The organism is Burkholderia sp. KBS0801 (assembly GCF_005937855.2).
Taxonomy (GTDB): Bacteria; Pseudomonadota; Gammaproteobacteria; order Burkholderiales; family Burkholderiaceae; genus Burkholderia; species Burkholderia ambifaria.
In genome coordinates this window covers 2,074,215-2,098,971 of sequence record NZ_CP042178.1, presented here as the reverse complement: position 1 = coordinate 2,098,971, position 24,757 = coordinate 2,074,215, and the positions used below count along the sequence as shown (strand labels likewise).

The window sequence follows — 24,757 nt, the reverse complement described above, 5'->3', positions numbered from 1 at the left end:
ACGCCTAGATTAAACAACACGATGCCAGCGGCCGACGCCGCCCGCGCATCGTTCCCCACAATCGGTGATCCGGTCCGACGCATCACTGCGCCGGCGCAATGCACGGAGGCGCACATGGCTCAACTCAAGGGCAGCAGAACCGAAGAGAACCTGAAGGCCGCATTCGCGGGCGAATCGCAGGCGAACCGGCGCTATCTGTATTTCGCTTCGAAGGCCGACGTCGAGGGACAGAACGACATCGCCGCGCTGTTCCGCTCGACCGCCGAAGGCGAAACCGGCCATGCGCACGGCCACCTCGAATATCTCGAAGCAGTCGGCGATCCGGCGACGGGTTTGCCGTTCGGCTCGTCGCGGCTGAACCTCGAATCGGCGATCGCCGGCGAGACGCACGAATACACCGACATGTATCCGGGCATGGCGAAGGAGGCGCGCGAAGAAGGCTTCGACGAAATCGCGAACTGGTTCGAGACGCTCGCGAAGGCCGAACGCAGCCACGCGAACCGCTATACGAAGGCGCTGGACGCACTCGTCGACTGACGCGGCCCCTGCAAGGCCGCACGGCCCGGTCGGAGCATGTCGCCGGCCGGCGGCCGTGCGTCGATCGCTGCCCGCACCGCGCGGGCGGCGCGTCCGCGCGCATGCGCGCCACGCTGGAGCGCCCAATGCCCCACAAGGAAGGTAGCCTCGAAGCCCCGACCCGGCATCCGCTCGACTGGCAGTCCGAAGCGTTCTACGACCAGGCCGCGATCGATGCGGAAATGACGCGCGTGTTCGACATCTGCGCGGGGTGCCGGCGCTGCGTGTCGCTGTGCGGCGCATTCCCCACGTTGTTCGATCTCGTCGACGACACGCCGATGGGCGACATCGACGAAGTGCCGAAGGCGGCGTTCGGCAAGGTCGTCGACCAGTGCTACCTGTGCGATCTCTGCTACATGACGAAATGTCCGTACGTGCCGCCGCACGCATGGAACGTCGACTTCCCGCACCTGATGCTGCGGGGGAAGGCCGCGCGCTACCAGCGCGGCGAAGCGCCGCTGCGCGACAAGGTGCTGTCGAACACCGACGCGCTCGGCCATTTCGCCGGCATTCCGATCGTCACGCAGGCGGTGAACGCGGTGAACCGCACGCCGCCCGCGCGGCACGCGCTCGAAGCGGCGCTCGGCGTCGATCGCGACGCGTGGCTGCCGGAGTTCGCGCCGCGCAAGTTCCGGCGCACCGCGAAGCGCTCGGACGGCCCGCCGGTGCGCGACGGCGAGCGCACGCCCGGCAAGGTCGCGATCTATGCGACGTGCTACGTAAACTTCAACGAGCCGGGCATCGGCCACGACCTGCTCGCGATCCTCGCGCACAACGAGATCCCGTACGAGCTCGTCACGCGCGAAGCCTGCTGCGGCATGCCGTTGCTCGAGCAAGGCAATCTAGCGGGCGTCGCCGCGAAGAAGGCCGTGAACATGCCGGTGCTGGAGCGCTATGCGCGCGAAGGCTATGCGCTGATCGGCGCGATCCCGAGCTGCGTGCTGATGTACAAGAGCGAACTGCCGCTGATGTTCCCCGACGACGAAGCCGTGCGCGCGGTGGCCGACGCATTCTGGGATCCGTTCGAATACGTGATCGCGCGGCATCGCGACGGTTTGCTGAAGACCGATTTCAAGCAGGGCCTCGGCACCGTGTCGTATCACGTGCCGTGCCACGCGCGCGTGCAGAACATCGGCCGCAAGACGGCCGACACGCTGTCGCTCGTGCCCGATACGCGCGTGAACGTGGTCGAGCGCTGTTCGGGGCACGCGGGCACGTTCGGCGTGAAGAAGGGCTTCCATGCCGATGCGATGCGGATCGGCGCGCCTGTGTTCAAGGCAATGGCCGAGCCGAAGCCGGACTTCGTGTCGTCGGACTGCGCGCTCGCCGGCCATCACATCGTGCAGGGCATCGACGAGAAGGGGCTGCCGGCCGCGCCGCTCGCGCATCCGCTGACGCTGCTACGCCGCGCGTACGGCATCTGAGGCGCCCGCCCGGCGAACCCATCGACTCCCATCCAAGGACATCCCATGACGCTGACCCGCGACTCGCTGCTCACGCTCGAAGCGTACGCGAAGATCCGCAAGGCCGAACACGCGCGGCTCGTTGCGTACAAGCGCCGCCGTGCGGTGGCGCTCGGCAACCATCTGCGCTTGCTGTTCGAGGACGAGACCACGATCCGCTACCAGATCCAGGAGATGCTGCACATCGAGAAGATCTTCGACGAGGCGGGCATCGAAGGCGAGCTGGAAGCCTATCTGCCGCTCGTGCCCGACGGCACCAACCTGAAGGCGACGCTGCAGATCGAATACGAGCACGAGGCCGAACGGCGGGCGGCGCTCGCGCGGCTGATCGGCGTCGAGGATCGCGTGTACCTGCAGGTCGACGGACATCCCGCCGTGTATGCGATCGCCGACGAGGATCTCGATCGCGACAACGCGGAGAAGACGTCCGCCGTTCATTTCGTGCGCTTCGAATTGAGCGTGCCGATGCGCGCGGCGCTCAAGGACGGCGCGACGCTGTCGATCGGCTGCGACCACCCGGCCTATACGTTGCCGCCGCACCCAGTGGACGCGGACGTGGCCGCGTCGCTGGCCGGCGATCTGAGCTGATCTACGGTCGCTCGCGTCGTTTCGACTCTTCCATCCGCTCGATCGCGCGACCGACTGCGCTTCAGTCCGAGTATGTAACAAACCTGTCCGCGCTTGCATGCCGGGAAACAATGTGCGTTGCACGTCAGGTCGCTTTCATCACTCGCAGGTAAACAATAAAAAGATTGTGCACGGAGATAATTCGGTTCATCGGCATTTGAACGATTTACCGATCCGTGAATATCTTGTTACGAAATTTTCCCTGATTTACCGATTTTAGGCGGCACTTTCCGCGATTGTTACGGCGCAGGGTCGGAACAGCGTGGAAGCGCCGCCGGCCGCGCGTCGGCCGCACCCTGCAGAGCCCCGCCAGACGGGGCTTCCCAGCCTCACGCATAAAGATCGCGTAAAAAAATTCAAGCGTAAATGGTTTGCGCATCCATGGCAGGTTGTTTCAGTACGTAACATTAAGTCATTGTCATATTGAGAGAAACCCTGAGGATGGTATGCTTCGTGCACAAAAATTCCCACATTGGAGTGAGACCGTGATTTGTGCGCCATTGCCGGGAATGGCGGCACCGTGAACGTGCGGTGTCGCGCCGGCATGCACAACATTCGGATAACCATAATGTGCAACCGGGCCGCCCCGTCACGCGATGCGTGACGACGGCGCCGACAATCGCAGCCCGGCCTGGCTGCGTGGAGAGATCTACTATGTTCTTCGATGAGCTTAACGATGAAGAGTGGGTTCGTCTTTCAACGCTGATCGCCGATGAACCCATCCGGCTGAACCGTCGAGGCCGCCCACGTGCAGAACCGCGCGTTGTCGCCAACGCGGTCCTGTGGATCCTGACGACCGGTGAAGCATGGTCGAAATTGCCCGGGCGCTATCCGTCCGGGCCGACGTGCCGTCGCCGCTACGAAGAGTGGCTCGCGAACGGCACGCTGCTGCAGATGATCGACGTGCTGACCCAATTCAGCGGGCGCACGTTCGCGTATGTGCCGCCGCCGCCCGTGCCCGCGGCACCCGCGTGCCGTGCGGAGCCGGTGCCCGACAACGATCGTCTGCGCGGCGTGTTCTGGCAGAACCCCGAGTCGTGGCAATTGCCGGTCGCGCAGGCAAACGTTTGGGATGGCGAGGGCGCGACGGTGGCCGCGAGGTCCAGCACCGGCGCGGACCCATCATCGTCCGGCTCGTCGTTCGCGGTGCCCGGCGCGCAGCCTGCCGGGCTGCGCCGCGGGCGGGCGGGCGCGACGAGCTTCGCCGCGGCCGAGCCGCAAGTCGACGAGTATCGCGGCTATACGATCCATGGCAGCGCGCAGCCGGTGCAGAACCTGATGTACCGCGCGTGGGCCGAGATCATGCAGGACGACCGGCGCGTTGAGCGCTCGGGCCTGATCGGCCCGCGCTTTACCGACGCGGAAGCCGCGGAGCAGTACGCGCTCGACTGGGCGCGGCAATGGATCGATCGCCATGGTGCGAGCGACGAACCGGTGCGCGTGCCGCAAAGCGAAGTGCTGGCCGGCCTGTCCGCGCTGGCGCGTGCGGAGTCGGACATCAAGCGCTTCATCGCCGAGCGTCGCGCGGGCGTGCTGTCCGAGGGCCGCAACGATCCGGTGCAGTCGGAGCGCCGCGAGTATGCGTATCGGGTAGGTTGATCGTCATCCGAACGAGAACGCGCGGGCCGTCGTGTGTCACGGCGCCCGCGCGTTGTTTTTTGTCTCCTCCATCCGCGTGATGCGGGGCGCACCGTCGACACGGCACGCCCGGCATCCGCTGCGTCACTGGCGTCCGTAGGTATCGTCGTAGCGGACGATGTCGTCCTCGCCGAGATACGCGCCCGACTGCACTTCGATCAGCTCGAGCGGCATCTTGCCCGGGTTCTCTAGACGGTGCGACACGCCGAGCGGGATGTACGTCGATTCGTTCTCGGACAGCAGGAAGGTTTCCTCGCCGCGCGTGATGCGCGCGGTGCCGCGCACCACGATCCAGTGTTCGGCGCGGTGGTGGTGCATCTGCAGCGACAGTCGCGCGCCCGGCTTCACGACGATGCGTTTCACCTGGAAGCGCTCGCCCATGTCGACCGAGTCGTAATGGCCCCACGGACGGTGGACCTTGCGGTGATCGGTCGCTTCCGCGCCGCGTGCGGCCTTGATGCGCCCGACGATTTTCTTCACGTCCTGCACGCGGGACTTGTCGGCGACGAGCACGGCGTCGGGTGTTTCGACGACGACGAGATTCTGCGTGCCGACGCACGCGACGAGCCGGCTTTCCGAATGCGCGAAGGTCGACGTGGCGTCTTCGAACAGCACGTGGCCGCGGCCGACGTTCTCGGCATCGTCCTTCGGCAGGATCTGCCAGATCGCGTCCCACGAGCCGACGTCCGACCAGCCGGCGTCGAGCGGCACGACCACGCTTTCGCACAGCTGCGGCAGGTTCGCGAGAGGCTCCATCACCGCATAGTCGATCGAGTTCGACGGCGATGCGGCGAACGCGTCGCGATCGACGCGGAAGAAGTCGCCGTCTTCCTTGCCGTTCGCGACGGCCTGCTCGCAGGCGGCGTAGATCTCGGGTTCGAGCTGACGGATCGCGTTCAGCCACACCGATGCGCGCACGATGAAGATGCCGCTGTTCCACCAGTATTCGCCGGACGCGACGTACTGCTGCGCGAGTTCGAGATGCGGCTTCTCGACGAAGCGGTCGAGACGGCGCACGTCGAGGTCGCCGGTGCCGGCGTCGCCGAGCGGCGCGCCGACGCGGATGTAGCCGTAGCCCGTTTCGGCGCGGCCCGGCACGATGCCCATCGTCGCGATCTTGCCCTGGGCCGCGCAGTGCACGCCGGCCGCGACCGCCGCATGAAAGCGCGGCTGGTCGGCCACCGCGTGGTCGGCCGGCATCACGGTCATCACGGCATCGCCGCCGCCGGCGACGATGCGCAGCGCCGCGAGCGTCAGCGCGGGCGCGGTGTCGCGGCCGAGCGGCTCGAGCATGATCGATGCGCGCTTGCCGGTCAGGCGCAGTTGTTCGGCGGTCGTGAAGCGGTGATCCTCGCCGCACACGATCAGCACGTCGTCGTTCAGCGGATGACCGGTCGACAGGCCGTCGAGCCTCAGCGCGGTGGATTGCAGCAGCGAATGATCGCCGAGCAGGCCGATCAGCTGCTTCGGATAGTGTTCGCGCGACATCGGCCACAGACGCGTGCCCGAACCGCCGGCGAGAATCACCGGCTGCACCGCGACGCGCGTACCGGCGTCGGTTGCGGCGGAAGAAGATGGGCGCGTATCGGCTACCACGGCCGGAGCATTCATGATGACACTCTCCTCGATTGAAGTCAGTGCCTGTTTGTAGCATGAAGTAAATCGACAATAAAACCGCGCGCCTTGCACGATATTCGTCGCGCACGTTCGTCGCGCACGTATCCGGGAAAATTTTCCGCGATGACATCCGACGCAAAGAAAAAATAAAAAATAATTCCCCGAATCGGGCGCGCATGCCTTGCCGCAAAGGCTTGGCGAGAACCGCAAAGTTTTCAAAAAATGCCCCGATTCGGGCTCGATTCGGGAAAACGTGCCGATTTAATTCAAGAATATCGCGGCAAGAATTTCCGATTATTTTTCGAAATACTTGTGCGCTTGAGGATGAATTTTCTTACCGCTTCAATAGCGTCATGCAACGTTTGAATCGAATGTGCGGCACGGGCTGCACGAGGAGCTGTTCGGCAAACGCCTGTTCAAAGAGGAAGCGAACATGTTGAGCGTGCTGGCGAGAGTCATCGATATCGCGATGGTCGTGGTGGGGGCGTTGATCGCCGCCGCGCTGCACGGCGGCAGCATCTGGCTCAACGATCTGCAACGCACGACGGTGTTGTTCGACTGCCTGCTGGTCGTCGTGTTCTTTCCGGCGATCGGCATCTATCAGTCGTGGCGCGGCAAGCGTCTCGTCGGGCTGGTGGGGCGTGTCGCGTTCGCGTGGCTCGTGGTCGAGCTCGCGGGCATCCTGATGAGCTTCAGCTTTCACCAGTCGGGCGATCTGTCGCGGCTGTGGCTCGGCTACTGGGCGCTCGTGACGATGGCGCTGCTGGCCGGTTCGAAGGCCTGCGTGCACGTCGTGCTGCGACAACTGCGGCGCGGCGGCTACAACCTGAAGGCGGTCGCGATCGTCGGCGGTACGCCGGCCGCGCGGCGGCTGATCGCGCAGATGCGGGCGCGGCCGGAAGCGGGCTTCAACCCGGTGTGCGTATACGACGAAAGCGAAGTGCCGGGCGAAGTCGCGCTCGACGACGTGCGCATCGAGCGGCAGTTCGAATCGCTGGTGTGGCTGGTGCGCAGCCGCGCGATCAGCGAGCTGTGGCTCACGCTGCCGATCACGGAGGAGCGGCGGATTCACCAGATCGTGACGGTGTTCCGCCACGACTTCGTGAATATCCGCTTCATTCCGGACGTGCGCACGCTGTCGTTCTTCAACCAGGAAGTGGTCGAGGTGCTCGGCGTGCCGGCGATCAACCTCGCGGCGTCGCCGATCACCGACGTGCGGATCCTGCCGAAGTTCGTGTTCGACCGGCTGTTCGCGCTGGCGGCGCTCACGGCGCTGGCGCCGCTGATGCTGCTGATCGCGTGCCTGATCAAGCTGACGTCGCGCGGGCCGGTGTTCTTCCGCCAGAAACGCAAGGGCATCGACGGGCACGAGTTCGAGATCTACAAGTTTCGCTCGATGAAGGTGCATCAGGAAGTCGCGGGGCAGGTCACACAGGCGACCAAGAACGATACGCGCGTGACGCCGGTCGGCCGCTTCCTGCGCCGCACGAGCCTCGATGAGCTGCCGCAGTTCATCAACGTGCTGAAGGGCGAGATGTCGGTGGTCGGCCCGCGGCCCCATGCGCTCGCGCACGACGACATCTACAAGGATCTGGTGAAGGGCTACATGTTCCGCTACCGGATCAAGCCGGGCATCACCGGCTGGGCGCAGATCAACGGCTTTCGCGGCGAGACCGATCAGATCGAGAAGATGATGGGGCGAGTAAAGCTCGATCTGTACTACATGCAGAACTGGTCGTTCTGGCTCGACATCAAGATCGTCGTGCTGACGCTCTGGAAAGGCTTCACCGGCAGCAACGCTTATTGACGCACGCCCGCTCAGGCGTTCCGGTTTTACGAATTTCGAATCATTGGTCACGAGGTCCGACACATCATGAATCTGACTATCATCGGCAGCGGTTACGTAGGACTTGTCACCGGCGCCTGTCTCGCCGACATCGGGCACGACGTGTTCTGTCTCGACGTCGATCAGGCAAAGATCGACATCCTGAACAACGGCGGCGTGCCGATCCACGAGCCGGGCCTCAAGGAAGTCATCGCGCGCAACCGCGCGGCAGGCCGCCTGCGCTTCTCGACCGACATCGAGGCCGCGGTCGCGCACGGCGACGTGCAGTTCATCGCGGTCGGCACGCCGCCCGACGAGGACGGCTCGGCCGACCTGCAGTACGTGCTCGCGGCGGCGCGCAACATCGGCCGCTACATGAAGGGCTTCAAGGTGATCGTCGACAAGTCGACGGTGCCGGTCGGCACGGCCGAGCGCGTGCGCGCGGCGGTTGCCGAGGAGCTCGCGAAGCGCGGCGACGACCAGATGTTCTCGGTCGTGTCGAATCCGGAATTCCTGAAGGAAGGCGCGGCGGTCGACGATTTCACGCGGCCGGACCGCATCGTGATCGGCTGCGACGACGACGTGCCGGGCGAGCGCGCGCGCGAACTGATGAAGAAGCTCTACGCGCCGTTCAACCGCAACCACGAACGCACGCTGTACATGGACGTGCGCTCGGCCGAATTCACGAAATACGCGGCGAACGCGATGCTCGCGACCCGCATCTCGTTCATGAACGAGCTCGCGAACCTGGCCGACCGCTTCGGCGCGGACATCGAGGCCGTGCGCCGCGGGATCGGTTCCGATCCGCGCATCGGCTACCACTTCCTGTATGCGGGCTGCGGCTACGGCGGCTCGTGCTTCCCGAAGGACGTCGAGGCGCTGATCCGCACGGCCGACGAGCATGGGCAGTCGCTGCAGATCCTGAAGGCCGTGTCGTCGGTCAACGCGACGCAAAAGCGCGTGCTCGCCGACAAGATCGTCGCGCGCTTCGGCGAGGACCTGACCGGCCGCACGTTCGCGATCTGGGGCCTGGCATTCAAGCCGAACACCGACGACATGCGCGAGGCGCCGAGCCGTGAACTGATCGCCGAGCTGCTGTCGCGCGGCGCGCGCATCGCCGCATACGATCCGGTCGCGCAGCAGGAAGCGCGCCGCGTGCTCGCGCTCGATCTCGCCGATCACCCGAGCTGGCTCGAACGCCTGAGCTTCGTCGACGACGAGGCGCAGGCCGCGCGCGATGCCGACGCGCTCGTGATCGTCACCGAATGGAAGGCGTTCAAGAGCCCCGATTTCATCGCGCTCGGCCGGCAGTGGAAGTCGCCGGTGATCTTCGACGGCCGCAATCTGTACGAGCCGGAAGCGATGAGCGAGCAGGGTATCGAATACCACCCGATCGGCCGCCCGGGCTCGCGTCAGGCCGTCGCGGCCCGCGTGGCGGGCGCCGCGCGCGCGAACGCGTAACCCGCGTCACCGTTCCCCGTTACCCGATTCGAGACGCCATGTTCCGCAACATCCTGATCGTCTGTCACGCGAACGTCTGCCGCAGCCCGGCAGCCGAAATGCTGTTCAAGTCGCACACCGCGTCGCGCGGCGGCCCGCGCGTGACGTTCCATTCCGCGGGGGTGCGCGCGAACGACGGCGACGGCATCGATCCGGTGATGCGGCAACTGCTCGCCGAGCGCGGCGTCGATGCGACGACGCACCGGTCGCGTCGGCTGTCGCGCCGGCTCGTGCGCGACGCCGACCTGATTCTCGTCAGCGAGCGTGGACAGATCGCGGCCGTCGAATCGGTCGATCCGTTCGCGCGCGGCAAGGTTCACCTGCTTGGCAAGTGGGAGGACGCCGAGATCGCGGATCCGCATGGCGGCCCCGAGGCCGACTATCGCGAGAGCTACTCATTGATCGAACGTCTGGTTCAAGGATGGCTGCAAAAACTATGCTGAAACGTCCCATGCGCCCGCTGGCGCTCGCCGTCGCGATGACGACATTCCTGTCGGCCTGCGCGACCGCGCCCGGCAACTATCTCGATTCGTCGAACCTGAAGGACGAAGGCCGCCAGGGCCAGGCCGAAACCTATCCGGTTCATTACATCGACGCGAAGCTGGTGATGGATCAGCTGCAGAAGCAGCAGGTCGAGCACCCGCTGCCGCCGGGCCGTTACACCGATCCGTCGCAATACGTCTACCGCGTCGGCCCGCAGGACATCCTCGGCGTCACGGTGTGGGATCACCCCGAGCTGACGACGCCGCAGGGCCAGTCGTTCTCGAGCGGCGGCAACACGACGCAGTCGGTCGCGGGCGCGCTCCAGCAGCCGTATACGACCGCGCTGCCGGGGCAGGCCGATCCGTACGGCCAGACCGTGTCCGCCGACGGCTCGATCTTCTTCCCGTTCGTCGGCCGCATTCACGTGGCGGGCAAGACGGTCGCGCAGATCCGCGAGCAGATGGCCTCCACCCTCGCGCGCTACGTGAAGAATCCGCAGCTCGACGTGCGCGTGCTGTCGTTCCGCAGCCAGAAGATACAGGTGACGGGCGAGGTGAAGCAGCCGGGCCCGCTCGCGGTGAGCGACGTGCCGCTGACGCTGGTCGACGCGATCTCGCGCTCGGGTGGCTCGACCAACGAGGCCGACCTGCAGCGCGTGCGCCTGACGCGCGACGGCAAGCTCTACACGCTCGACGCGAACGGCGTGCTCGATCGCGGCGAAGTGAAGCAGAACGTGATGCTCCAGCCGGGCGACATCGTCAACGTGCCGGACCGTAGCGACAGCCGCGTGTTCATCATGGGCGAGGTCAAGACGCCGGTCACGGTGCCGATGCTCAAGGGCAGGCTGACCATCGCCGACGCGCTCACCGCCGGCGGCGGCATCCTCGACACCGATGCGAACCCGCGCAAGATCTACGTGATGCGCGGGATGCGTGACAACCCGACGAAGCCGGAAGTGTATCGCCTCGACATGACGCAGCCGGATGCGCTGATGCTGTCGAGCCGCTTCCCGCTCCAGCCGCTCGATGTCGTCTACGTCAGCACGGCCGGCTCGGTGCAGTTCAACCGTGTGCTGCAGCAGGTGTTGCCGACGATCCAGACGATCTTCTACATGCGGCAGATCACGCGCTGATAGCCCGCCGGGGCGGCACCTGCCCCCCGGCACCACTCAAGCGGGAACGAATGGTGAACACGCAAGCAAAACACACCTACGCGGGTCCGGCCGCGAAAACCGAGGAAGAGGACGTCGTCCTCGGCCAGTTGCTCCAGGTGATCATGGACGACATCTGGCTGCTGCTCGGCATCGCGGTGACCGTCATCGCGCTCGCCGGCCTGTACTGCTTCGTCGCGAAGCCGGTCTATCAGGCCGACGTGCACGTGCGGGTCGAGGGCAACGACAATACGTCGCAGGCGCTCACGCAGACGCAGACGGGTGCATCGATCAACAGCGGTCCGCAGCAGGCGCCGACCGATGCGGAAATCGAGATCATCAAGAGCCGCGGCGTCGTCGCGCCGGTCGTCGAGGAGTTCAAGCTGAACTTCTCGGTCGTGCCGAAGACGATGCCGCTGATCGGCAGCCTGGCCGCGCGCATCGCGACGCCGGGCGAGCCGTCGCGCGCGTGGTTCGGCCTGCGGTCGTACGCGTGGGGCGGCGAAGTCGCCGATATCGACTCGATCAACGTCGTGCCCGAGCTCGAAGGCAAGAAGATGACGCTGACGGCCGGCCCGAACGGCACCTACACGGTCGTCGACCAGAACGGCCGCCGCCTGCTGTCGGGCCGCGTCGGCGAATCGGAGCAGGGCGGCGGCGTCACGCTGCTCGTGCAGAAGCTCGTCGCGCGTCCGGGCACGCAGTTCACGGTGGTCCGCTACAACGATCTCGACGCGATCACCGGCTTCCAGTCGGGCATCCAGGTGAGCGAGCAGGGCAAGCAGACGGGCGTCGTGCAGATCTCGCTCGAAGGCAAGAATCCGGACCAGACGGCCGCGATCGCGAATGCGCTCGCGCGGTCGTACCTGAACCAGCACGTGATCGCGAAGCAGGCCGAAGCGACCAAGATGCTCGACTTCCTGAAGGGCGAGGAACCGCGCCTGAAGGCCGACCTCGAGCGTGCGGAAGCCGCGCTGACGCAGTATCAGCGCACGTCCGGCTCGATCAACGCGAGCGACGAGGCGAAGGTCTACCTGCAGGGCAGCGTGCAGTACGAGCAGCAGATCGCCGCGCAGCGCCTGCAGCTCGCGTCGCTCGCGCAGCGCTTCACCGACTCGCACCCGATGGTGATCGCCGCGAAGCAGCAGCTCGCGGAGCTGCAGGGCGAGAAGGACAAGTTCAGCAACCGGTTCCGCAGCCTGCCGGCGACCGAAGTGAAGGCCGTCCAGCTCCAGCGCGACGCGAAGGTCGCCGAGGACATCTACGTGCTGCTGCTGAACCGCGTGCAGGAACTGTCGGTGCAGAAGGCCGGCACGGGCGGCAACATCCACCTCATCGACTCGGCGTTGCGCCCGGGCGACCCGATCAAGCCGAAGAAGGTGCTGATCCTGTCGGCCGCGGTGTTCCTGGGGCTGATCCTCGGCACCGGCGTCGTGTTCCTGCGCCGCAACCTGTTCCAGGGCATCGAGGATCCGGACCGTGTCGAGCGCACGTTCAACCTGCCGCTGTACGGGCTGGTGCCGCAAAGCGCCGAGCAGGTGAAGCTCGACGCGATGGCCGAGAAGGGCGGCGGCCGTGCGCGGCCGATCCTCGCGAGCCTGCGCCCGAAGGACCTGAGCGTCGAAAGCATGCGCAGCCTGCGCACCGCGATGCAGTTCGCGATGATGGACGCGAAGAACCGCGTGATCGTGCTGACCGGCCCGACGCCGGGGATCGGCAAGAGCTTCCTGACGGTCAATCTCGCGGTGCTGCTCGCGCATTCGGGCAAGCGCGTGCTGCTGATCGACGCCGACATGCGCCGCGGGATGCTCGACCGCTACTTCGGCCTCACGGCGCAGCCGGGCCTGTCCGAGCTGCTGAGCGACCAGTCGGCGCTTGAGGACGCGATCCGCGAGACGCCGGTGCAGGGCCTGTCGTTCATCTCGGCCGGCACGCGCCCGCCGAACCCGTCGGAGCTGCTGATGTCGACGCGTCTGCCGCAATACCTCGAAGGGCTCGGCAAGCGCTACGACATCGTGTTGATCGACTCGCCGCCGGTGCTGGCGGTGACCGACGCGACCATCATCGGCCGCATGGCCGGCGCGACCTTCCTGGTGCTGCGCTCGGGCATGCATACCGAAGGCGAGATCGCCGACGCGATCAAGCGCCTGCGCACCGCGGGCGTCGATCTGGAAGGCGGGATCTTCAACGGCGTGCCGCCGAAGGCGCGCGGCTACGGCCGCGGCTATGCGGCCGTCCACGAATACCTGAGCGCCTGACCGCATTGCACGAAACCGGGCCGGCGCGTATCGCGCCGCCCGGCCGACTGGAGAACCCTCGATGAAAATTTCCGTGCTCGTTCCGACCTTTCGGCGTCCCGCCGACCTCGCGCGCTGCCTGCTGGCGCTGCAGCGCCAGCAGCGGCTGCCCGACGAGGTGATCGTCGTCGCGCGCCCGGAGGACGATGCCACGCACGAGCGCCTCGCCGATCCGTCGGTCGGCGGCGCGTTGCCGCTGCGGATCGTGCCGGTCGACGTGCCGGGGCAGGTCGCCGCGTTGAACAAGGGGCTCGACTCGGCGAACGGCGACATCGTTGCGATCACCGACGACGATGCGGCGCCGCGCGCCGACTGGCTCGCGCGCATCGAAGCCGTGTTCCTGGCCGATCCGCGCGTCGGTGCGGTCGGCGGCCGCGACTGGGTGCACGAGAAGGGCCGCGTGCTCGACGAGTCGCGCGAGCTCGTCGGCCAGCTCACGCTCGCCGGCAAGATCATCGGCAATCATCACCTGGGCGTCGGCGGCGCGCGCGAAGTCGACATGCTGAAAGGCGCGAACATGAGCTACCGCCGCGCCGCGATCGAGCGGCTGCGCTTCGACACGCGGCTGCGCGGCGCCGGTGCGCAGGTGCACAACGACATGGCATTCAGCATGCACGTGCAGCGCGAAGGCTGGAAGCTCGTCTACGACCCGGCGATCGCGGTCGATCATTTCCCGGCCGAGCGTTTCGACGACGACCGGCGCGATGCCGCGTCGCTGAATGCAATCAGCAACGGCGCGTACAACCTGCACCTGATCCTGCGCGAGCATCTGCCGCCGCTGCGGCGCGAGCTCGCGTGGTGGTGGTGGACGCTGATCGGCACGCGCGTCTATCCGGGCTTCGCGCACGTGCTGCTGTCGCTGCATACCGCGCAGCGCGAGCGCGTGCGCGAGCACTGGCGCGCGGTGCGCCGCGGCGCACGCGATGCGCGCCGCGCCAACCTTGCCCCCCATCGCGCGGCGATGCCGCCGGTGACGTCTTGAACGGGCCGCGCACGACGCATGGCCACCCTCGGAGGGCTTGATATGGTACGACCCGCTCATTTCCCTGAAGCCTGCCTGTCGGGGCATCCCACGGCACGGCGGAGGCTGACATGACTGCAACGAAGGTTCACGTCCACCTGTTCTACGGCGCCGATCCGCGTACCTACCGCAAAGGCGAGGACATCGGCTGCCTGTACGGCTATCACCACGCCGAATCCGACGAATTCCGCTTGACCTATTCGCAGGACCGGCGCGAGAACCGCGTCGCGAGCCTCGCGCGCCGTGCGCTGAAGGCGGCGCTCGGCTTCGACGTCGTGCACGCGTGGCGCAATCGCGCCGCGCTGCTGGACACCGACGTGATCTGGACGCACACCGAGCAGGAGCACCTCGCCGCGGCGCTGATCCTGAAGCTCGCCGGCGCGCGGGGCAAGCGCCCGCTGCTGCTCGCGCAGAGCGTGTGGCTGTTCGACAAGTGGAACACGTTCGGCGGCGCGCGCCGCTGGCTGTATCGCAAGCTGCTCGCGCGTGCCGACGCGCTGACGACACTCGCCCGCGACAACGCCGAGCTGTGCCGCCGCTATCTCGGGCGCGACGCGGAGTTCGTGTACTACGGGCTGAACACGCAGGATTTCCCGCCGGTCGAGCCGCGGCAGTGGCAGCCGAACCGGCCGCTGCGGATCGCCGCGATCGGCAACGACCGCGACCGCGACTGGCGCACGTTCCTCGCCGCGTTCGGCGGCGACGAGCGCTACGACGTGCGGCTCGCGACGCGCCGTCGCGTACCGCGCGAGTGGCATGCGCCGAACGTGAAGATCGGCTCGGCATCGGGCCTCGCGAAGCAGCACGAGCTGTACGCATGGGCCGACGTGATCGTCGTGCCGCTGCGGCCGAATTTCCACGCGTCGGGCATCACCGTGATGCTCGAGGCGGCGGCGGTCGGCAAGCCGATGATCGTGTCCGACGTCGGCGGGCTCAGCGACTACTTCCCGCACGACACGGCTGCCTACGTGCCGGCGTTCGATGCGCAGGCGATGCGCCAGGCCGCCGACCGCTTCGTGGCCGATCCGCTCGCCGCGCTCGACTGCGCGCGCGCCGCGGCCGCATGCCTGCGCGAGCGCGACCTGACCACGCAGGCGTTCGCCGAACAGCACGTGCGGATCACGCGCGACATGCTGCGCCGGCGTCGCACGCCGGCGGCCGCCGGTCTCGCGATGCCGCTCGCGGATTCGCGTCCGTCGTCGCGGTGAGAGCGGATCGATGAGCACGATTGCCGCCGAACGCGAATCGTCGCGCAACCGCAGCTGGCTGCCCGAGCGCAAGCACTGGGTCGGGCAGGCCGGGCTGTGGACCTTTACCGCCGCGCTGATCGCCATTCACCAGGGCAAGGTGCTGACGCTCGCGTTTCCGGTGCTGGCCATCGCGGTCGGCATCTGGCTGTATTTCAAGAGCCCCGCGCGCTACGTCGGCTTCATGTGGTGGGTGTGGTTCCTGAGCCCCGAGGTGCGGCGTCTGGCCGACTGGTCGAAGGGCGCGTTCACGCCGACCAGCCTGATCCAGGTCGCGCCGCTCGCGGTGACGATGATCGCCGCGTTCGGACTGATCAGGCATTACCGCGTGCTCGCGCAGCGGCGCGGGATTCCCGTGCTGCTGATGCTGTTCGGGCTCGCGTACGCGTATCTGGTCGGCATCGTGTCGAGCGGCGTGATGGCCGCGACCTACGACCTCGCGAACTGGGTGTATCCGGTGTTGATCGGCTTTCACATCATGGTGAACTCGCGCGACTATCCCGAGTACCGCGACGTGTTGCTGTCCACGTTTATGTGGGGCGCGGCCGTGATGGGCGTGTACGGGGTCGTGCAGTACTTCGTGATGCCGCAGTGGGACGTGCTGTGGATGATCGGGTCGAACATGGGTTCGCAGGGCGAGCCGGTGCCGTACGGCGTCCGCGTATTCAGCACGATGAACTCGTCGGGGCCGTTCGCGTTCGCGATCATGGGCGCGCTGGTGTTCGTGTTCGCGGCGCCGCAGAAGGTCCGCTGGTTCGCGGGCGCGGCCGGCTTCGTGTCGTTCGCGCTGTGTCTCGTGCGTTCGACCTGGGGCGGCTGGGTGATCGCGCTCGCGATCCAGCTCCTGCAGTCGAGCAACCGCGTGCGGATGCGGATCCTGATCAGCGGCGTCGTGCTGGTCGGGCTGTGCGTGCCGCTCCTGACTGTCGGGCCGGTGGCCGACCGGCTCGGCGCGCGTCTGCAGTCGATCACGAACCTGAAGGACGACCGCAGCTACGACGACCGCAACAAGTTCTACGCGACCTTCGCGCAGACGGCGTTCACCGACGTCGCCGGCGAAGGGATGGGCGCGACCGGCGCGTCGACCAAGCTGTCGAGCGACAGCGGCGAGCTCGGCAAGTACGGCAGCTTCGACAGCGGCGTGATGAACGTGCCGTTCGTGCTCGGCTGGCCCGGCACGCTGCTGTACCTGGCGGGCGTCGTGATGCTGCTCGGCCGCACGCTGCGCGCGGCGTTCAAGCTGCGCAAGGACAAGTTCGTCGGCGCGTGCCTGAGCCTGTGCCTGTCGGTGTTCGCGATGCTCGTGTTCACGAACTCGCTGATCGGCACGGGCGGCCTGCTGCTGTTCACGGCCATTTTTTCAATACTATCCGCGGCGCACTGGCAGAAGGCGCAGCGCCTGCTGGCCGCCGCGCAATCACGGGGAGGCGACCATTGAGAATCGCGATCGTCACGCACGTCGTGCGACATAACGACGGCCAGGGCCGCGTCAATTACGAAATCGCGCGCGCGGCGCTGGCGGAAAACTACGAGGTCACGCTGGTCGCGTCGCATGTCGCGCCCGAGCTGCTGGCCGACCCGCGCGTGCGCTGGGTGCCGGTGAAGGTCGGTCGCTTCTGGCCGTCGAATCTCGTCAAGCAGCAGGTGTTCGCGCTGAAGAGCGCGTGGTGGCTGCGCGCGCATCGCGCCGAGTACGACGTGCTGCACGTGAACGGCTTCATCTCGTGGATCCGCGCCGACGTGAATACCGCGCACTTCGTGCACGGCGGCTGGTTCAAGAGCCCGTACTACCCGTTCGGGTTGACGAAGGGCATGTGGTCGGCCTACCAGTACGTCTATACGCGCGTGAACACCGCGCTGGAGCGCTGGGCGTACCGGCGTTCGCGCGCGATCACGGCCGTGTCGCAGAAGGTGGCCGACGAGATCGCCGGGCTTGGCATCGACAGCCGCAAGATCAGCGTGATCTACAACGGCGTCGACGGCAGCGCATTCGCGGGCGCGCAGCCCGATCGCGCGGCGTTCAAGCTGCCGCACGACGCGTTCCTGCTGCTGTTCGTCGGCGACCTGCGCACGCCGCGCAAGAACCTCGGCACCGTGCTGAAGGCGCTGACGAAGCTGCCGCCGAACGTCCATCTCGCGGTGGCCGGCTATCTGCCCGGCAGCCCGTATCCGGACGAGGCGCGCGCGCTCGGCATCGATTCGCGCGTGCATTTCCTCGGCCTCGTGAAGAACATGCCCACGCTGATGAGTTCTGTCGACGCGTACGTGTTTCCGTCGCGCTACGAGGCGATGAGCCTGTCGCTGCTGGAGGCGATGGCGGCCGGGCTGCCGGTCGTCACCGCGCGAACGGCGGGCGGCGCGGAAATCATCACGCGCGAATGCGGGATCGTGCTCGAGGATCCGGACGATCCGGCGGCGCTCGCGCAGGCGATCGGTTCGCTCGCGGCGTCGCGCGACACCTGCCGCGCGATGGGCGACGCGGCCCGCGAATTGATGACCCGTTTCGGCTGGACCCATATGGGCGCCCAGTACGTCGCGCTCTACCGGCGCATCGGCCAACCCACGCAGCCGTCCGCCTTCGAGCGGGTCGAGCATGCGGTGACGCAGGAGCAATCGTGATGTCCCAATCTTCCCGGCCGATCAAATCGTTGCAGATCGGCATGCACTGGTTCCCCGAACGTGCGGGCGGCCTCGACCGGATGTACTACTCGCTCGTCGGCGCGCTGCCCGGTGCGGGCGTCGAGGTGCGCGGGCTCGTCGCCGGCTCGCCGAAGGTCGCCGACGACACGGGCGGTGCGATCCAGGGCTTCGGGCCCGCGTCGCAGCCGCTCGCGCGCCGGATGCTCGCCGCGCGCCGCGCGTTGCGCGACGAGATTCGCAGCGAGCGGCCCGACGTGATTTCGTCGCACTTCGCGCTGTACACGTTTCCGGGCCTCGACGTGACGCGCGGGATTCCGCAGGTGTCGCACTTCCAGGGGCCTTGGGCCGACGAAAGCCAGGTCGAGGGCGCCGCGTCGCTCGGGCAGCGCGCGAAGCGCTATCTCGAACAGGCGGTCTATACGCGCTCGTCGCGGCTGATCGTGCTGTCGCAGGCATTCGGCCAGATCCTGACGAACCGCTACGGGATCGAACCGTCGCGCGTGCGCGTGATTCCCGGCTGTGTCGATACCGCGCAGTTCGACACGCCGCTCACGCCCAGCGAGGCGCGGCACAAGCTGCAACTGCCGCAGGACCGGCCGATCGTGCTGGCCGTGCGCCGGCTCGTTCGGCGCATGGGGCTGGAGGATCTGATCGACGCGATCGGCGTCGTCAAGCAACGGCACCCGGACGTGCTGCTGCTGATCGCCGGCAAGGGCAAGATCGGCGAGGAATTGCAGCAGCGCATCGATGCGGCGGGGCTGCAGGACAACGTGAAGCTGCTCGGCTTCGTGCCCGACAACCATCTCGCGGCGCTGTACCGCGCGGCAACGGTCAGCGTCGTGCCGACGGTCGCGCTCGAGGGCTTCGGGCTGATCACCGTCGAATCGCTCGCGTCCGGCACGCCGGTGCTGGTCACGCCGGTCGGCGGGTTGCCCGAGGCGGTCGCCGGGCTGTCCGACGATCTCGTGCTGCCGTCGACCGGCGCGGATGCGATCGCGGAAGGGCTCGGCGCGGCGCTGTCGGGCGCGATCAAGCTGCCGGACGAAGCCGCGTGCAAGCGCTATGCACGCGAACACTTCGACAACGCGGTGATCGCGCGGCGCGTTGCCGGTGTGTACGAGGAGGCGATTCGGGCGGCGGGGTAAGTGAGCGCGGTGCGTCGCCGGTGGATTTGGAGCGGTGCACGCGCAAGCGGCCGGTTTGCGAGCCGGTCGCGCACGCTTGACACTCGCGTCGGACACCCAAGCCGCACACCCAAGCCGCACACCCAAGCCGCACACCCAAGCCGGCTCGCCCAATTCGGCTCGCCCAATTCGGGCGAGCCGGCTTTTTGTCGTTCGCTGGCGCACTCGCCATGACCCGCACGCCGTTTTCGACAGTCGTCACGCCCGCCTGCGCGCCACGGCCCAAACGGCGAACGCGACGACGCTGACCGCCGCGCCGAGCCCGCAAACGCCGATCCAGCCGGCGTGCGCATACATCATCGTCGATGCAATCGCGCCGAGGCCGCTGCCGATCGAATAGAACAGCATGTAGCAGCCGACGAGGCGGGCATGCGCGTCGGGCCGCGCGCCGAGGATCATGCTCTGGTTCACCACGTGGACGGCCTGCCCGCCGACATCGAGCAGCACGATGCCGACGACCAGCAGCGCAATCGACGTGCCGGCGAACGCGAGCGGTAGCCACGAGAACGCAAGAAGCGCCAGCCCGGCACCGGTGGCCGCTTCGCCGAGCCCGCGATCCGCGAGCCGGCCCGCGCGCGCGGCGGCGGCCGCCCCCAGCGCGCCGACGAGCCCGAACGCGCCGATCTGCGTATGCGACATCGCATGCGGTGGCGCGCTCAACGGCAGGACGAGCGCGCTCCAGAAGATGCTGAACGCCGCGAACATCAGCAGCGCGATCGCCCCGCGCACGCGCAGCACGCGCTCGGTGCGCAGCAGCGTGACCATCGACCCGAGCAGCGCCGCGTAGCCGATGCGTTCGCGCGGCGCATCGGCATCGGGCAACAGCTGCGCCAGTGCGACGAGCATCGCGATCGCGAGCGCGCCCGACACCAGATAAACCGCGCGCCAGCCGGCGATATCCGTGACGACACCCGCGAGCGAGCGCGCGGCCAGCAGGCCGATCACGACGCCGCCCTGTGCCGCACCCACCACGCGGCCGCGCTCGCCGGCACCCGCGAGCGCGGCCGAGCAGGCGATCAGCCCTTGCGTCATCGCGGTGCCGAGCAGCCCGACCGCGACCATGCCTGCGAGCAACGCGGTGCGCGTCGACGATGCGGCCACGCCGATGCACGCCGCCGTCAGCAGCAGGAGCTGAACGGTGATCAGGCGCTTGCGGTTCAACAGGTCGCCGAGCGGCACGACGAACAGCAGCGCGAGCGCGCAGCCGAGCTGCGTCGCGGTGATCACGCCGCCGACCGCCGCCTGCGATACGCCGAAGTCGCGGGCAATCGAGTCGAGCAGCGGTTGCGCGTAGTACACGTTCGCGACGCTCGCGGCGCAGCAGACGGCCAGCAGCGCGACGCGCGCCGTGGACACGCGTGTGTCATCGGCCGGGCGAGCGGCACGCGATGCCGCGTTCGACGCGACGGTTGCTGAACGACAAGACGATTCCATCGGTTGCCTCACGCAAGTAGTTGCAATTTGAAACTAGTGTGAGTGTAGGAAAAGTAGTTTTAAAATGCAACTTCATGAGGTGGCGGGCGACGGACCCGCGCACGAATGGCCGGCGGCCGGGAAGGCAGCCGGCGCGACAGCGGAGAGCAATATGGCCAGGCAGAGAAGTCTTGCGGATTCGCCGTGCCCGGTGGCGCGGGCGACCGATATCGTCGGCGATCGCTGGGCGTTGCTGATCGTGCGCGACGCGTTCGACGGCGTGCGCCGGTTCGGCGATTTCCGCGCGAGCCTCGGCGTCGCGAGCAACATCCTGTCCGACCGGCTCAGGATGCTGGTGGAGGCCGGCGTGTTCGAAGTCGTGCCCGCGTCGGACGGCAGCGCGTATCAGGAATACGCGTTGACGAAGAAGGGCGAGGGGCTGTTTCCGGTGATCGTGATGCTGCGGCAGTGGGGCGAGGCGAACCTGTTCGCGCGCGGCGAGCCGCATTCGGTGCTGGTCGAGCGCAGGACGGGCCGCGCGATCCGCAAGCTCGCGCTGCGGCACGACGACGGCCGGCCGCTGAAGGCGGCGGAGACGGTCGTGCGAAAGGTGGGCGACGACGAGGGCGCGACGCGGGGGTGAAGGCCGGCCGTACCGTTCAATCGACGGACGCCGCTGCCTGACGCGCAGCCAATGCACGCGATGCGCACCCGGCCCGATCAGCGTCGCGAGCAACCCCGCTGCGACGAGTAACGCCGACCGACGCGAGCAGCAGCCGCAGCGGCCTCAATGCATCGATGAAATGCAGCGATCCGCAGCCGAACGCGGCGGCAGTTCGTGCGGCCGCGGCCATCGGCATCGTCGGCGGGCCGCGCACAGCGCGGGAACGCTTCGCGCTCGAATACCGCGTGATAGTCGGCCCAGCGCGCGATCCCGGAGAAGTACGCGTCGTGCGGCCGAGGTTTCAGGAAGGCATGATGCGTCGATACGGTCGCCGGCTGCGATCCAATGCGATCGATTTACGCGTGAAAAATGGCGGCTTGCCGCACCAGGCGACCGCGTTACGGCAGGCACGGATCGTCCGGCGAAATCGCTCAGTGACGTTCGCCGCGCCAGCGCCCCGGCGCGACGCCGAAGCGCTTCGTGAACGCGTGCGTGAAGGTGCTCTGGTCGGCGAAGCCGACCATGCCGGCGATGTCGACGAGCGGATGGCGGCCGTCGGCGAGCAGCACGACGGCGGCGTCGAGCCGCAGCCGCTGCAGGTAACGATGCGGGGTTTCGCCGAACGCGTCGACGAACAATTGATGAAACCGGCGCATGCCGTAGCCGCAGTGCGCGGCGAGATCGGCGATGCGCAGCGGCTCCGCGAGCCGGGCGCGCAGCCAGCGGTCGATGCGCGCGAAATCGAGGCCTGCCGCGGGCGCGGCGAGGCCGGTGTCGCCAAGGAGCGCGTCGCACAGACGCGCGGCGGCCTGCCACTGGAAGCGATGCGCGTGCCGCGCGTTGCCGGCCGGCCCGTCGAGTTGCGCGGCGGCCGCCGCGACTTGCGCGACGAGCGACGTCAGCGCCGGGTCGATCGACACCGCACGCGCGCTGTCGAACAGCCGCTGCGGCACCGCGAGCGACGCGGCGGGCAGGTCGAGCACGAGCTGGCGATTGTCGCCGAGGCCCGCGTACTCATGGCGCGCGCCGGCCGGAATCAGCCAGGCCGCGTGCCGGTCGATGCGCTGGCCGACGCCGTCCACCGCCATGACCATCTCGCCGTCGACGCCGAGCACGACCTGGTGAAAGTCGTGCACGTCGGACGCTTCGCACGTGTCGTAACGGCGCAGCGCGATGGCGGGTGACGGGATGCGTTCCATCGGAGGGAGTCGGCCGGCGTCTTCGTCAGACGTCGAGCAGCTCGACTTCGAACACGAGCGTCGCGTTCGGCGGGATCACGCCGCCTGCGCCGCGCGGGCCGTACGCGAGTTGCGGCGGGATCGTCAGGCGACGCACGCCGCCGACCTTCATGCCCTGCACGCCTTCGTCCCAGCCCTTGATGACCATGCCGCCGCCGAGCACGAACGCGAACGGGTCGTTGCGGTCCTTGCTCGAGTCGAATTTCTGACCGTCGGTCAGCCAGCCCGTGTAGTGGACGCTGACGGTCTGGCCGGCTTGCGCTTCCGCGCCCGTGCCTTCGGTCAACTCTTCGATTTTGAGGCCCGATGCGGTCGTGGTGACAGACATGACTTCTCCTGAAAGGGGTTGGGTAAAACCGCTATTGTAGGCGAGCGCGCAGCGGGCCGCCCCTGCGTGGCGAAGGCCAATCCGCGTGTCGATCGCGGGTCGCTGGCGAGGCGGCCACGCATCTGGCGGGAAACGCGAATGGAACGCGCGTTTGAATTTTTCGCGAACCGGATCGACGCGGTCGTACCGCGCGAACGGCGCGCGCGTATGAATCGTTGCGACGCGGCAAGCCGGCGTCGCGTTGAACACCACCGACCCTTCGCGCGAGACGCCCGTCGCACGGCGCTTTCAAGGCGATTACGGTTCGCGCGTCGAGCGCCCGCCTGTCGGTCCCCACGCCGCCGTGCGCGTTCGAATCGCGGCCCGCGCGACCACCGTTCGAGCGTCGTTTTTCCCGCGCCGCCGAGCGCGCCCTGTTTGGAAGCACGCGTCTATCGCGCGGCTTGCGCGCGCCGCCGCCCCGGGCCTATCTTTACAGTTGTCGATGTCAAGATTTCGGCGTTGCGCGATGCGCCGCCCGGGCCCGCGCCGGCAAGGCCGCAGCGGCTGCCGGGCCGCCCGAAAACCAGGAGAACCACGAACATGAAGTCAGCCGCTTCCGCCACCGCAGCCGAGGTGATGCCGGTGCGCCGCGACCTGCGCTTCGACCTGCCGGTCGAACGCGCGAAGGACTGGCACGGGCTCGGCCCGCACGTGACGCACTTCTTCAATGCGCTGTCGCTGCTGTTTCCGGCCGGCGAACGTTTTTTCATGGATTCGGTGCGCAACTATCGCGACCGGATCGACGATCCCGTGCTGAAGCGCCAGGTGCTCGGTTTCATTGGCCAGGAGGCGATGCATACGCGCGAGCACGTCGAATACAACGAGCTGATGCAGGCGAACCGGCTGCCCGCGCGCAAGCTCGACAAGCGCGTGTGGACGGTGCTCGGCTTCGCGAAGCGCGTGCTGCCGCATTCGGTTCAGCTCGCGCATACGGTCGCGGCGGAGCACTACACGGCGATGCTCGCGGACTGGATCCTGCGCGACCCGACGCGTCTCGCCGGCTCGGCCGAAGGCTACCGGCAGATGTGGGTATGGCATGCGCTGGAGGAAACCGAGCACAAGGCGGTGTCCTACGACGTGTGGAACGCCGTGATGAAGCCGGGCCTGCGCCGCTACCTGATCCGCGTCGGCGTGTACCTGCTGACGACGCTGACGTTCTGGCCGACCGTGTTTCTGATCCACGTGACGCTGTTGTCGCGCGATCGCGATATCAGGCATCGCGTGCGCGGCATGCTGCGGATGATCGCGTTCCTGTACGGGCCGCGCCGCGGGCTGTTTCCTCGCATCGCGGGGGAGTGGCTGAGCTTTTTGCGGCCCGGCTTCCATCCGTGGGATCACGACAACCGCCATCACCTCTCCCGCGTCGACGGCCTCGTTGCCGCGTACGGCGAACACGATGACGCGGCGGCCGGCCGCGGTCGCTCCCACGCCCACGCGCCCGCACCGGTCGCATCGGGACGCTGACGCGGCCGCCGCGCGATGCGGCGCGTGTTGCGTGCGTGCATCAACCCCGTTTAATTGACGATTGACCGGCATCAAGCGGAAACGATTGCGCACGCGGTTGCCGGGACGGCCGACCAGCCACGCCGGCGCATGCGGCCGATTCGCTTCCGCCTGCCCGGCATCGCATGCCGACCCGGTGCGCCAGCACCGGCGCGGTTCCCCGCGTTCGTGATCTCTGCGGCTTTCTTCCGGGTTCACCCCGCCACCGGGAAAACACCCATCTAGCCGCGCGTCCGCGGCATCGATATACCGTTCATGAAAGGATTCGTTCGGCGCACGATTATCGCCCGGGGGGATTTTA

20 protein-coding genes are annotated in these 24,757 nt (G+C 67.5%); 16 read left to right on the top strand and 4 right to left on the bottom strand.

The features are described 5' to 3' along the window. Positions 1–114: 114 nt before the first annotated feature. The 4 genes from FFI87_RS26290 (at position 115) to FFI87_RS26275 (ending at position 4,265) form a co-directional block, all read left to right on the top strand. Complete coding sequence (locus tag FFI87_RS26290) at positions 115–537, top strand: rubrerythrin family protein (protein WP_138848521.1); 423 nt, start codon at positions 115–117, stop codon at positions 535–537. A gap of 125 nt (positions 538–662) precedes the next feature. Further along, positions 663–2,000, top strand: coding sequence for a heterodisulfide reductase-related iron-sulfur binding cluster (locus tag FFI87_RS26285; protein ID WP_138848522.1), 1,338 nt, complete (start codon positions 663–665; stop codon positions 1,998–2,000). 45 nt (positions 2,001–2,045) lie between these two features. Then, positions 2,046–2,627 (top strand): DUF3501 family protein, encoded by a 582-nt coding sequence (locus FFI87_RS26280; RefSeq protein WP_138848523.1) that lies wholly within the window; start codon positions 2,046–2,048, stop codon positions 2,625–2,627. 693 nt (positions 2,628–3,320) lie between these two features. After that, positions 3,321–4,265 (top strand): transposase, encoded by a 945-nt coding sequence (locus FFI87_RS26275; RefSeq protein WP_012365590.1) that lies wholly within the window; start codon positions 3,321–3,323, stop codon positions 4,263–4,265. A gap of 123 nt (positions 4,266–4,388) precedes the next feature. Here the strand turns inward: FFI87_RS26275 and FFI87_RS26270 are convergent, their stop codons facing one another. Next, positions 4,389–5,915 (bottom strand): mannose-1-phosphate guanylyltransferase/mannose-6-phosphate isomerase, encoded by a 1,527-nt coding sequence (locus tag FFI87_RS26270; protein WP_012365591.1) that lies wholly within the window; start codon positions 5,913–5,915, stop codon positions 4,389–4,391. Between the two features lie 439 nt (positions 5,916–6,354). On the opposite strand from FFI87_RS26270, the gene FFI87_RS26265 reads away from it, so the two are divergent. The 10 genes from FFI87_RS26265 to FFI87_RS26220 all read left to right on the top strand — a co-directional run bounded on the left by FFI87_RS26265 (position 6,355) and on the right by FFI87_RS26220 (position 19,229). Then, positions 6,355–7,728 (top strand): undecaprenyl-phosphate glucose phosphotransferase, encoded by a 1,374-nt coding sequence (locus FFI87_RS26265; RefSeq protein WP_012365592.1) that lies wholly within the window; start codon positions 6,355–6,357, stop codon positions 7,726–7,728. Positions 7,729–7,794: 66 nt separating this feature from the next. After that, a complete protein-coding gene (locus FFI87_RS26260; RefSeq protein WP_138848524.1) occupies positions 7,795–9,207 on the top strand; it encodes a UDP-glucose dehydrogenase family protein in 1,413 nt (470 codons plus the stop codon). Positions 9,208–9,245: 38 nt separating this feature from the next. Beyond that, positions 9,246–9,689 (top strand): low molecular weight protein-tyrosine-phosphatase, encoded by a 444-nt coding sequence (locus tag FFI87_RS26255; protein WP_006752506.1) that lies wholly within the window; start codon positions 9,246–9,248, stop codon positions 9,687–9,689. Then, positions 9,683–10,861 (top strand): polysaccharide biosynthesis/export family protein, encoded by a 1,179-nt coding sequence (locus tag FFI87_RS26250; protein ID WP_012365594.1) that lies wholly within the window; start codon positions 9,683–9,685, stop codon positions 10,859–10,861. The genes FFI87_RS26255 and FFI87_RS26250 overlap by 7 nt, the downstream gene beginning before the upstream one ends. Before the next feature lie 50 nt (positions 10,862–10,911). After that, complete coding sequence (locus FFI87_RS26245) at positions 10,912–13,137, top strand: polysaccharide biosynthesis tyrosine autokinase (RefSeq protein ID WP_012365595.1); 2,226 nt, start codon at positions 10,912–10,914, stop codon at positions 13,135–13,137. A 61-nt stretch (positions 13,138–13,198) separates the two neighbouring features. After that, positions 13,199–14,158 carry a glycosyltransferase family 2 protein gene (locus tag FFI87_RS26240; protein ID WP_012365596.1) on the top strand — a complete coding sequence of 320 codons (960 nt, stop codon included), beginning with the start codon at positions 13,199–13,201 and terminating at the stop codon, positions 14,156–14,158. 110 nt (positions 14,159–14,268) lie between these two features. Then, positions 14,269–15,405 carry a glycosyltransferase family 4 protein gene (locus FFI87_RS26235; RefSeq protein ID WP_138848525.1) on the top strand — a complete coding sequence of 379 codons (1,137 nt, stop codon included), beginning with the start codon at positions 14,269–14,271 and terminating at the stop codon, positions 15,403–15,405. A gap of 10 nt (positions 15,406–15,415) precedes the next feature. Continuing rightward, the gene (locus FFI87_RS26230; RefSeq protein ID WP_012365598.1) at positions 15,416–16,882 is read left to right on the top strand and encodes an O-antigen ligase family protein; all 1,467 of its coding nucleotides are present in this window, start codon (positions 15,416–15,418) and stop codon (positions 16,880–16,882) included. Then, on the top strand, positions 16,879–18,063 hold the full coding sequence (locus FFI87_RS26225; RefSeq protein ID WP_138848526.1) for a glycosyltransferase family 4 protein: 1,185 nt from the start codon (positions 16,879–16,881) through the stop codon (positions 18,061–18,063). Before FFI87_RS26230 ends, FFI87_RS26225 begins: the two co-directional genes overlap by 4 nt. Beyond that, a complete protein-coding gene (locus tag FFI87_RS26220) occupies positions 18,063–19,229 on the top strand; it encodes a glycosyltransferase family 4 protein (protein ID WP_012365600.1) in 1,167 nt (388 codons plus the stop codon). Before FFI87_RS26225 ends, FFI87_RS26220 begins: the two co-directional genes overlap by 1 nt. A 237-nt stretch (positions 19,230–19,466) precedes the next feature. Here FFI87_RS26220 and FFI87_RS26215 read toward each other — a convergent pair whose 3' ends face one another. Next, positions 19,467–20,702: an MFS transporter gene (locus tag FFI87_RS26215; protein WP_012365601.1), complete on the bottom strand. Its 1,236-nt coding sequence runs from the start codon at positions 20,700–20,702 to the stop codon at positions 19,467–19,469. 151 nt (positions 20,703–20,853) lie between these two features. On the opposite strand from FFI87_RS26215, the gene FFI87_RS26210 reads away from it, so the two are divergent. Beyond that, on the top strand, positions 20,854–21,324 hold the full coding sequence (locus FFI87_RS26210; protein ID WP_138848527.1) for a winged helix-turn-helix transcriptional regulator: 471 nt from the start codon (positions 20,854–20,856) through the stop codon (positions 21,322–21,324). Between the two features lie 452 nt (positions 21,325–21,776). On the opposite strand, the gene FFI87_RS26200 is transcribed toward FFI87_RS26210, so the two are convergent. Both FFI87_RS26200 and FFI87_RS26195 read right to left on the bottom strand, forming a co-directional pair. Further along, entirely contained in the window at positions 21,777–22,544 is a 768-nt protein-coding gene (locus tag FFI87_RS26200) for an AraC family transcriptional regulator (protein ID WP_138848528.1), read from the bottom strand. Between the two features lie 25 nt (positions 22,545–22,569). Next, positions 22,570–22,911 (bottom strand): FKBP-type peptidyl-prolyl cis-trans isomerase, encoded by a 342-nt coding sequence (locus tag FFI87_RS26195; RefSeq protein WP_006754049.1) that lies wholly within the window; start codon positions 22,909–22,911, stop codon positions 22,570–22,572. Between the two features lie 582 nt (positions 22,912–23,493). On the opposite strand from FFI87_RS26195, the gene FFI87_RS26190 reads away from it, so the two are divergent. Then, a complete protein-coding gene (locus FFI87_RS26190) occupies positions 23,494–24,417 on the top strand; it encodes a metal-dependent hydrolase (RefSeq protein WP_012365604.1) in 924 nt (307 codons plus the stop codon). Positions 24,418–24,757: the final 340 nt, after the last annotated feature.

Bases quoted from the DNA above. Each gene is read 5' to 3' on its own strand.
- FFI87_RS26285 (WP_138848522.1), top strand. From the start codon at position 663: ATGCCCCACAAGGAAGGTAGCCTCGAAGCCCCGACCCGGCATCCGCTC.
- FFI87_RS26210 (WP_138848527.1), top strand. From the start codon at position 20,854: ATGGCCAGGCAGAGAAGTCTTGCGGATTCGCCGTGCCCGGTGGCGCGG.
- FFI87_RS26255 (WP_006752506.1), top strand. From the start codon at position 9,246: ATGTTCCGCAACATCCTGATCGTCTGTCACGCGAACGTCTGCCGCAGC.
- FFI87_RS26195 (WP_006754049.1), bottom strand. From the start codon at position 22,911: ATGTCTGTCACCACGACCGCATCGGGCCTCAAAATCGAAGAGTTGACC.
- FFI87_RS26235 (WP_138848525.1), top strand. From the start codon at position 14,269: ATGACTGCAACGAAGGTTCACGTCCACCTGTTCTACGGCGCCGATCCG.
- FFI87_RS26250 (WP_012365594.1), top strand. From the start codon at position 9,683: ATGCTGAAACGTCCCATGCGCCCGCTGGCGCTCGCCGTCGCGATGACG.
- FFI87_RS26240 (WP_012365596.1), top strand. From the start codon at position 13,199: ATGAAAATTTCCGTGCTCGTTCCGACCTTTCGGCGTCCCGCCGACCTC.
- FFI87_RS26290 (WP_138848521.1), top strand. From the start codon at position 115: ATGGCTCAACTCAAGGGCAGCAGAACCGAAGAGAACCTGAAGGCCGCA.
- FFI87_RS26190 (WP_012365604.1), top strand. From the start codon at position 23,494: ATGAAGTCAGCCGCTTCCGCCACCGCAGCCGAGGTGATGCCGGTGCGC.
- FFI87_RS26220 (WP_012365600.1), top strand. From the start codon at position 18,063: ATGTCCCAATCTTCCCGGCCGATCAAATCGTTGCAGATCGGCATGCAC.
- FFI87_RS26275 (WP_012365590.1), top strand. From the start codon at position 3,321: ATGTTCTTCGATGAGCTTAACGATGAAGAGTGGGTTCGTCTTTCAACG.
- FFI87_RS26265 (WP_012365592.1), top strand. From the start codon at position 6,355: ATGTTGAGCGTGCTGGCGAGAGTCATCGATATCGCGATGGTCGTGGTG.
- FFI87_RS26280 (WP_138848523.1), top strand. From the start codon at position 2,046: ATGACGCTGACCCGCGACTCGCTGCTCACGCTCGAAGCGTACGCGAAG.
- FFI87_RS26270 (WP_012365591.1), bottom strand. From the start codon at position 5,915: ATGAATGCTCCGGCCGTGGTAGCCGATACGCGCCCATCTTCTTCCGCC.
- FFI87_RS26200 (WP_138848528.1), bottom strand. From the start codon at position 22,544: ATGGAACGCATCCCGTCACCCGCCATCGCGCTGCGCCGTTACGACACG.
- FFI87_RS26260 (WP_138848524.1), top strand. From the start codon at position 7,795: ATGAATCTGACTATCATCGGCAGCGGTTACGTAGGACTTGTCACCGGC.
- FFI87_RS26215 (WP_012365601.1), bottom strand. From the start codon at position 20,702: ATGGAATCGTCTTGTCGTTCAGCAACCGTCGCGTCGAACGCGGCATCG.
- FFI87_RS26230 (WP_012365598.1), top strand. From the start codon at position 15,416: ATGAGCACGATTGCCGCCGAACGCGAATCGTCGCGCAACCGCAGCTGG.
- FFI87_RS26245 (WP_012365595.1), top strand. From the start codon at position 10,912: ATGGTGAACACGCAAGCAAAACACACCTACGCGGGTCCGGCCGCGAAA.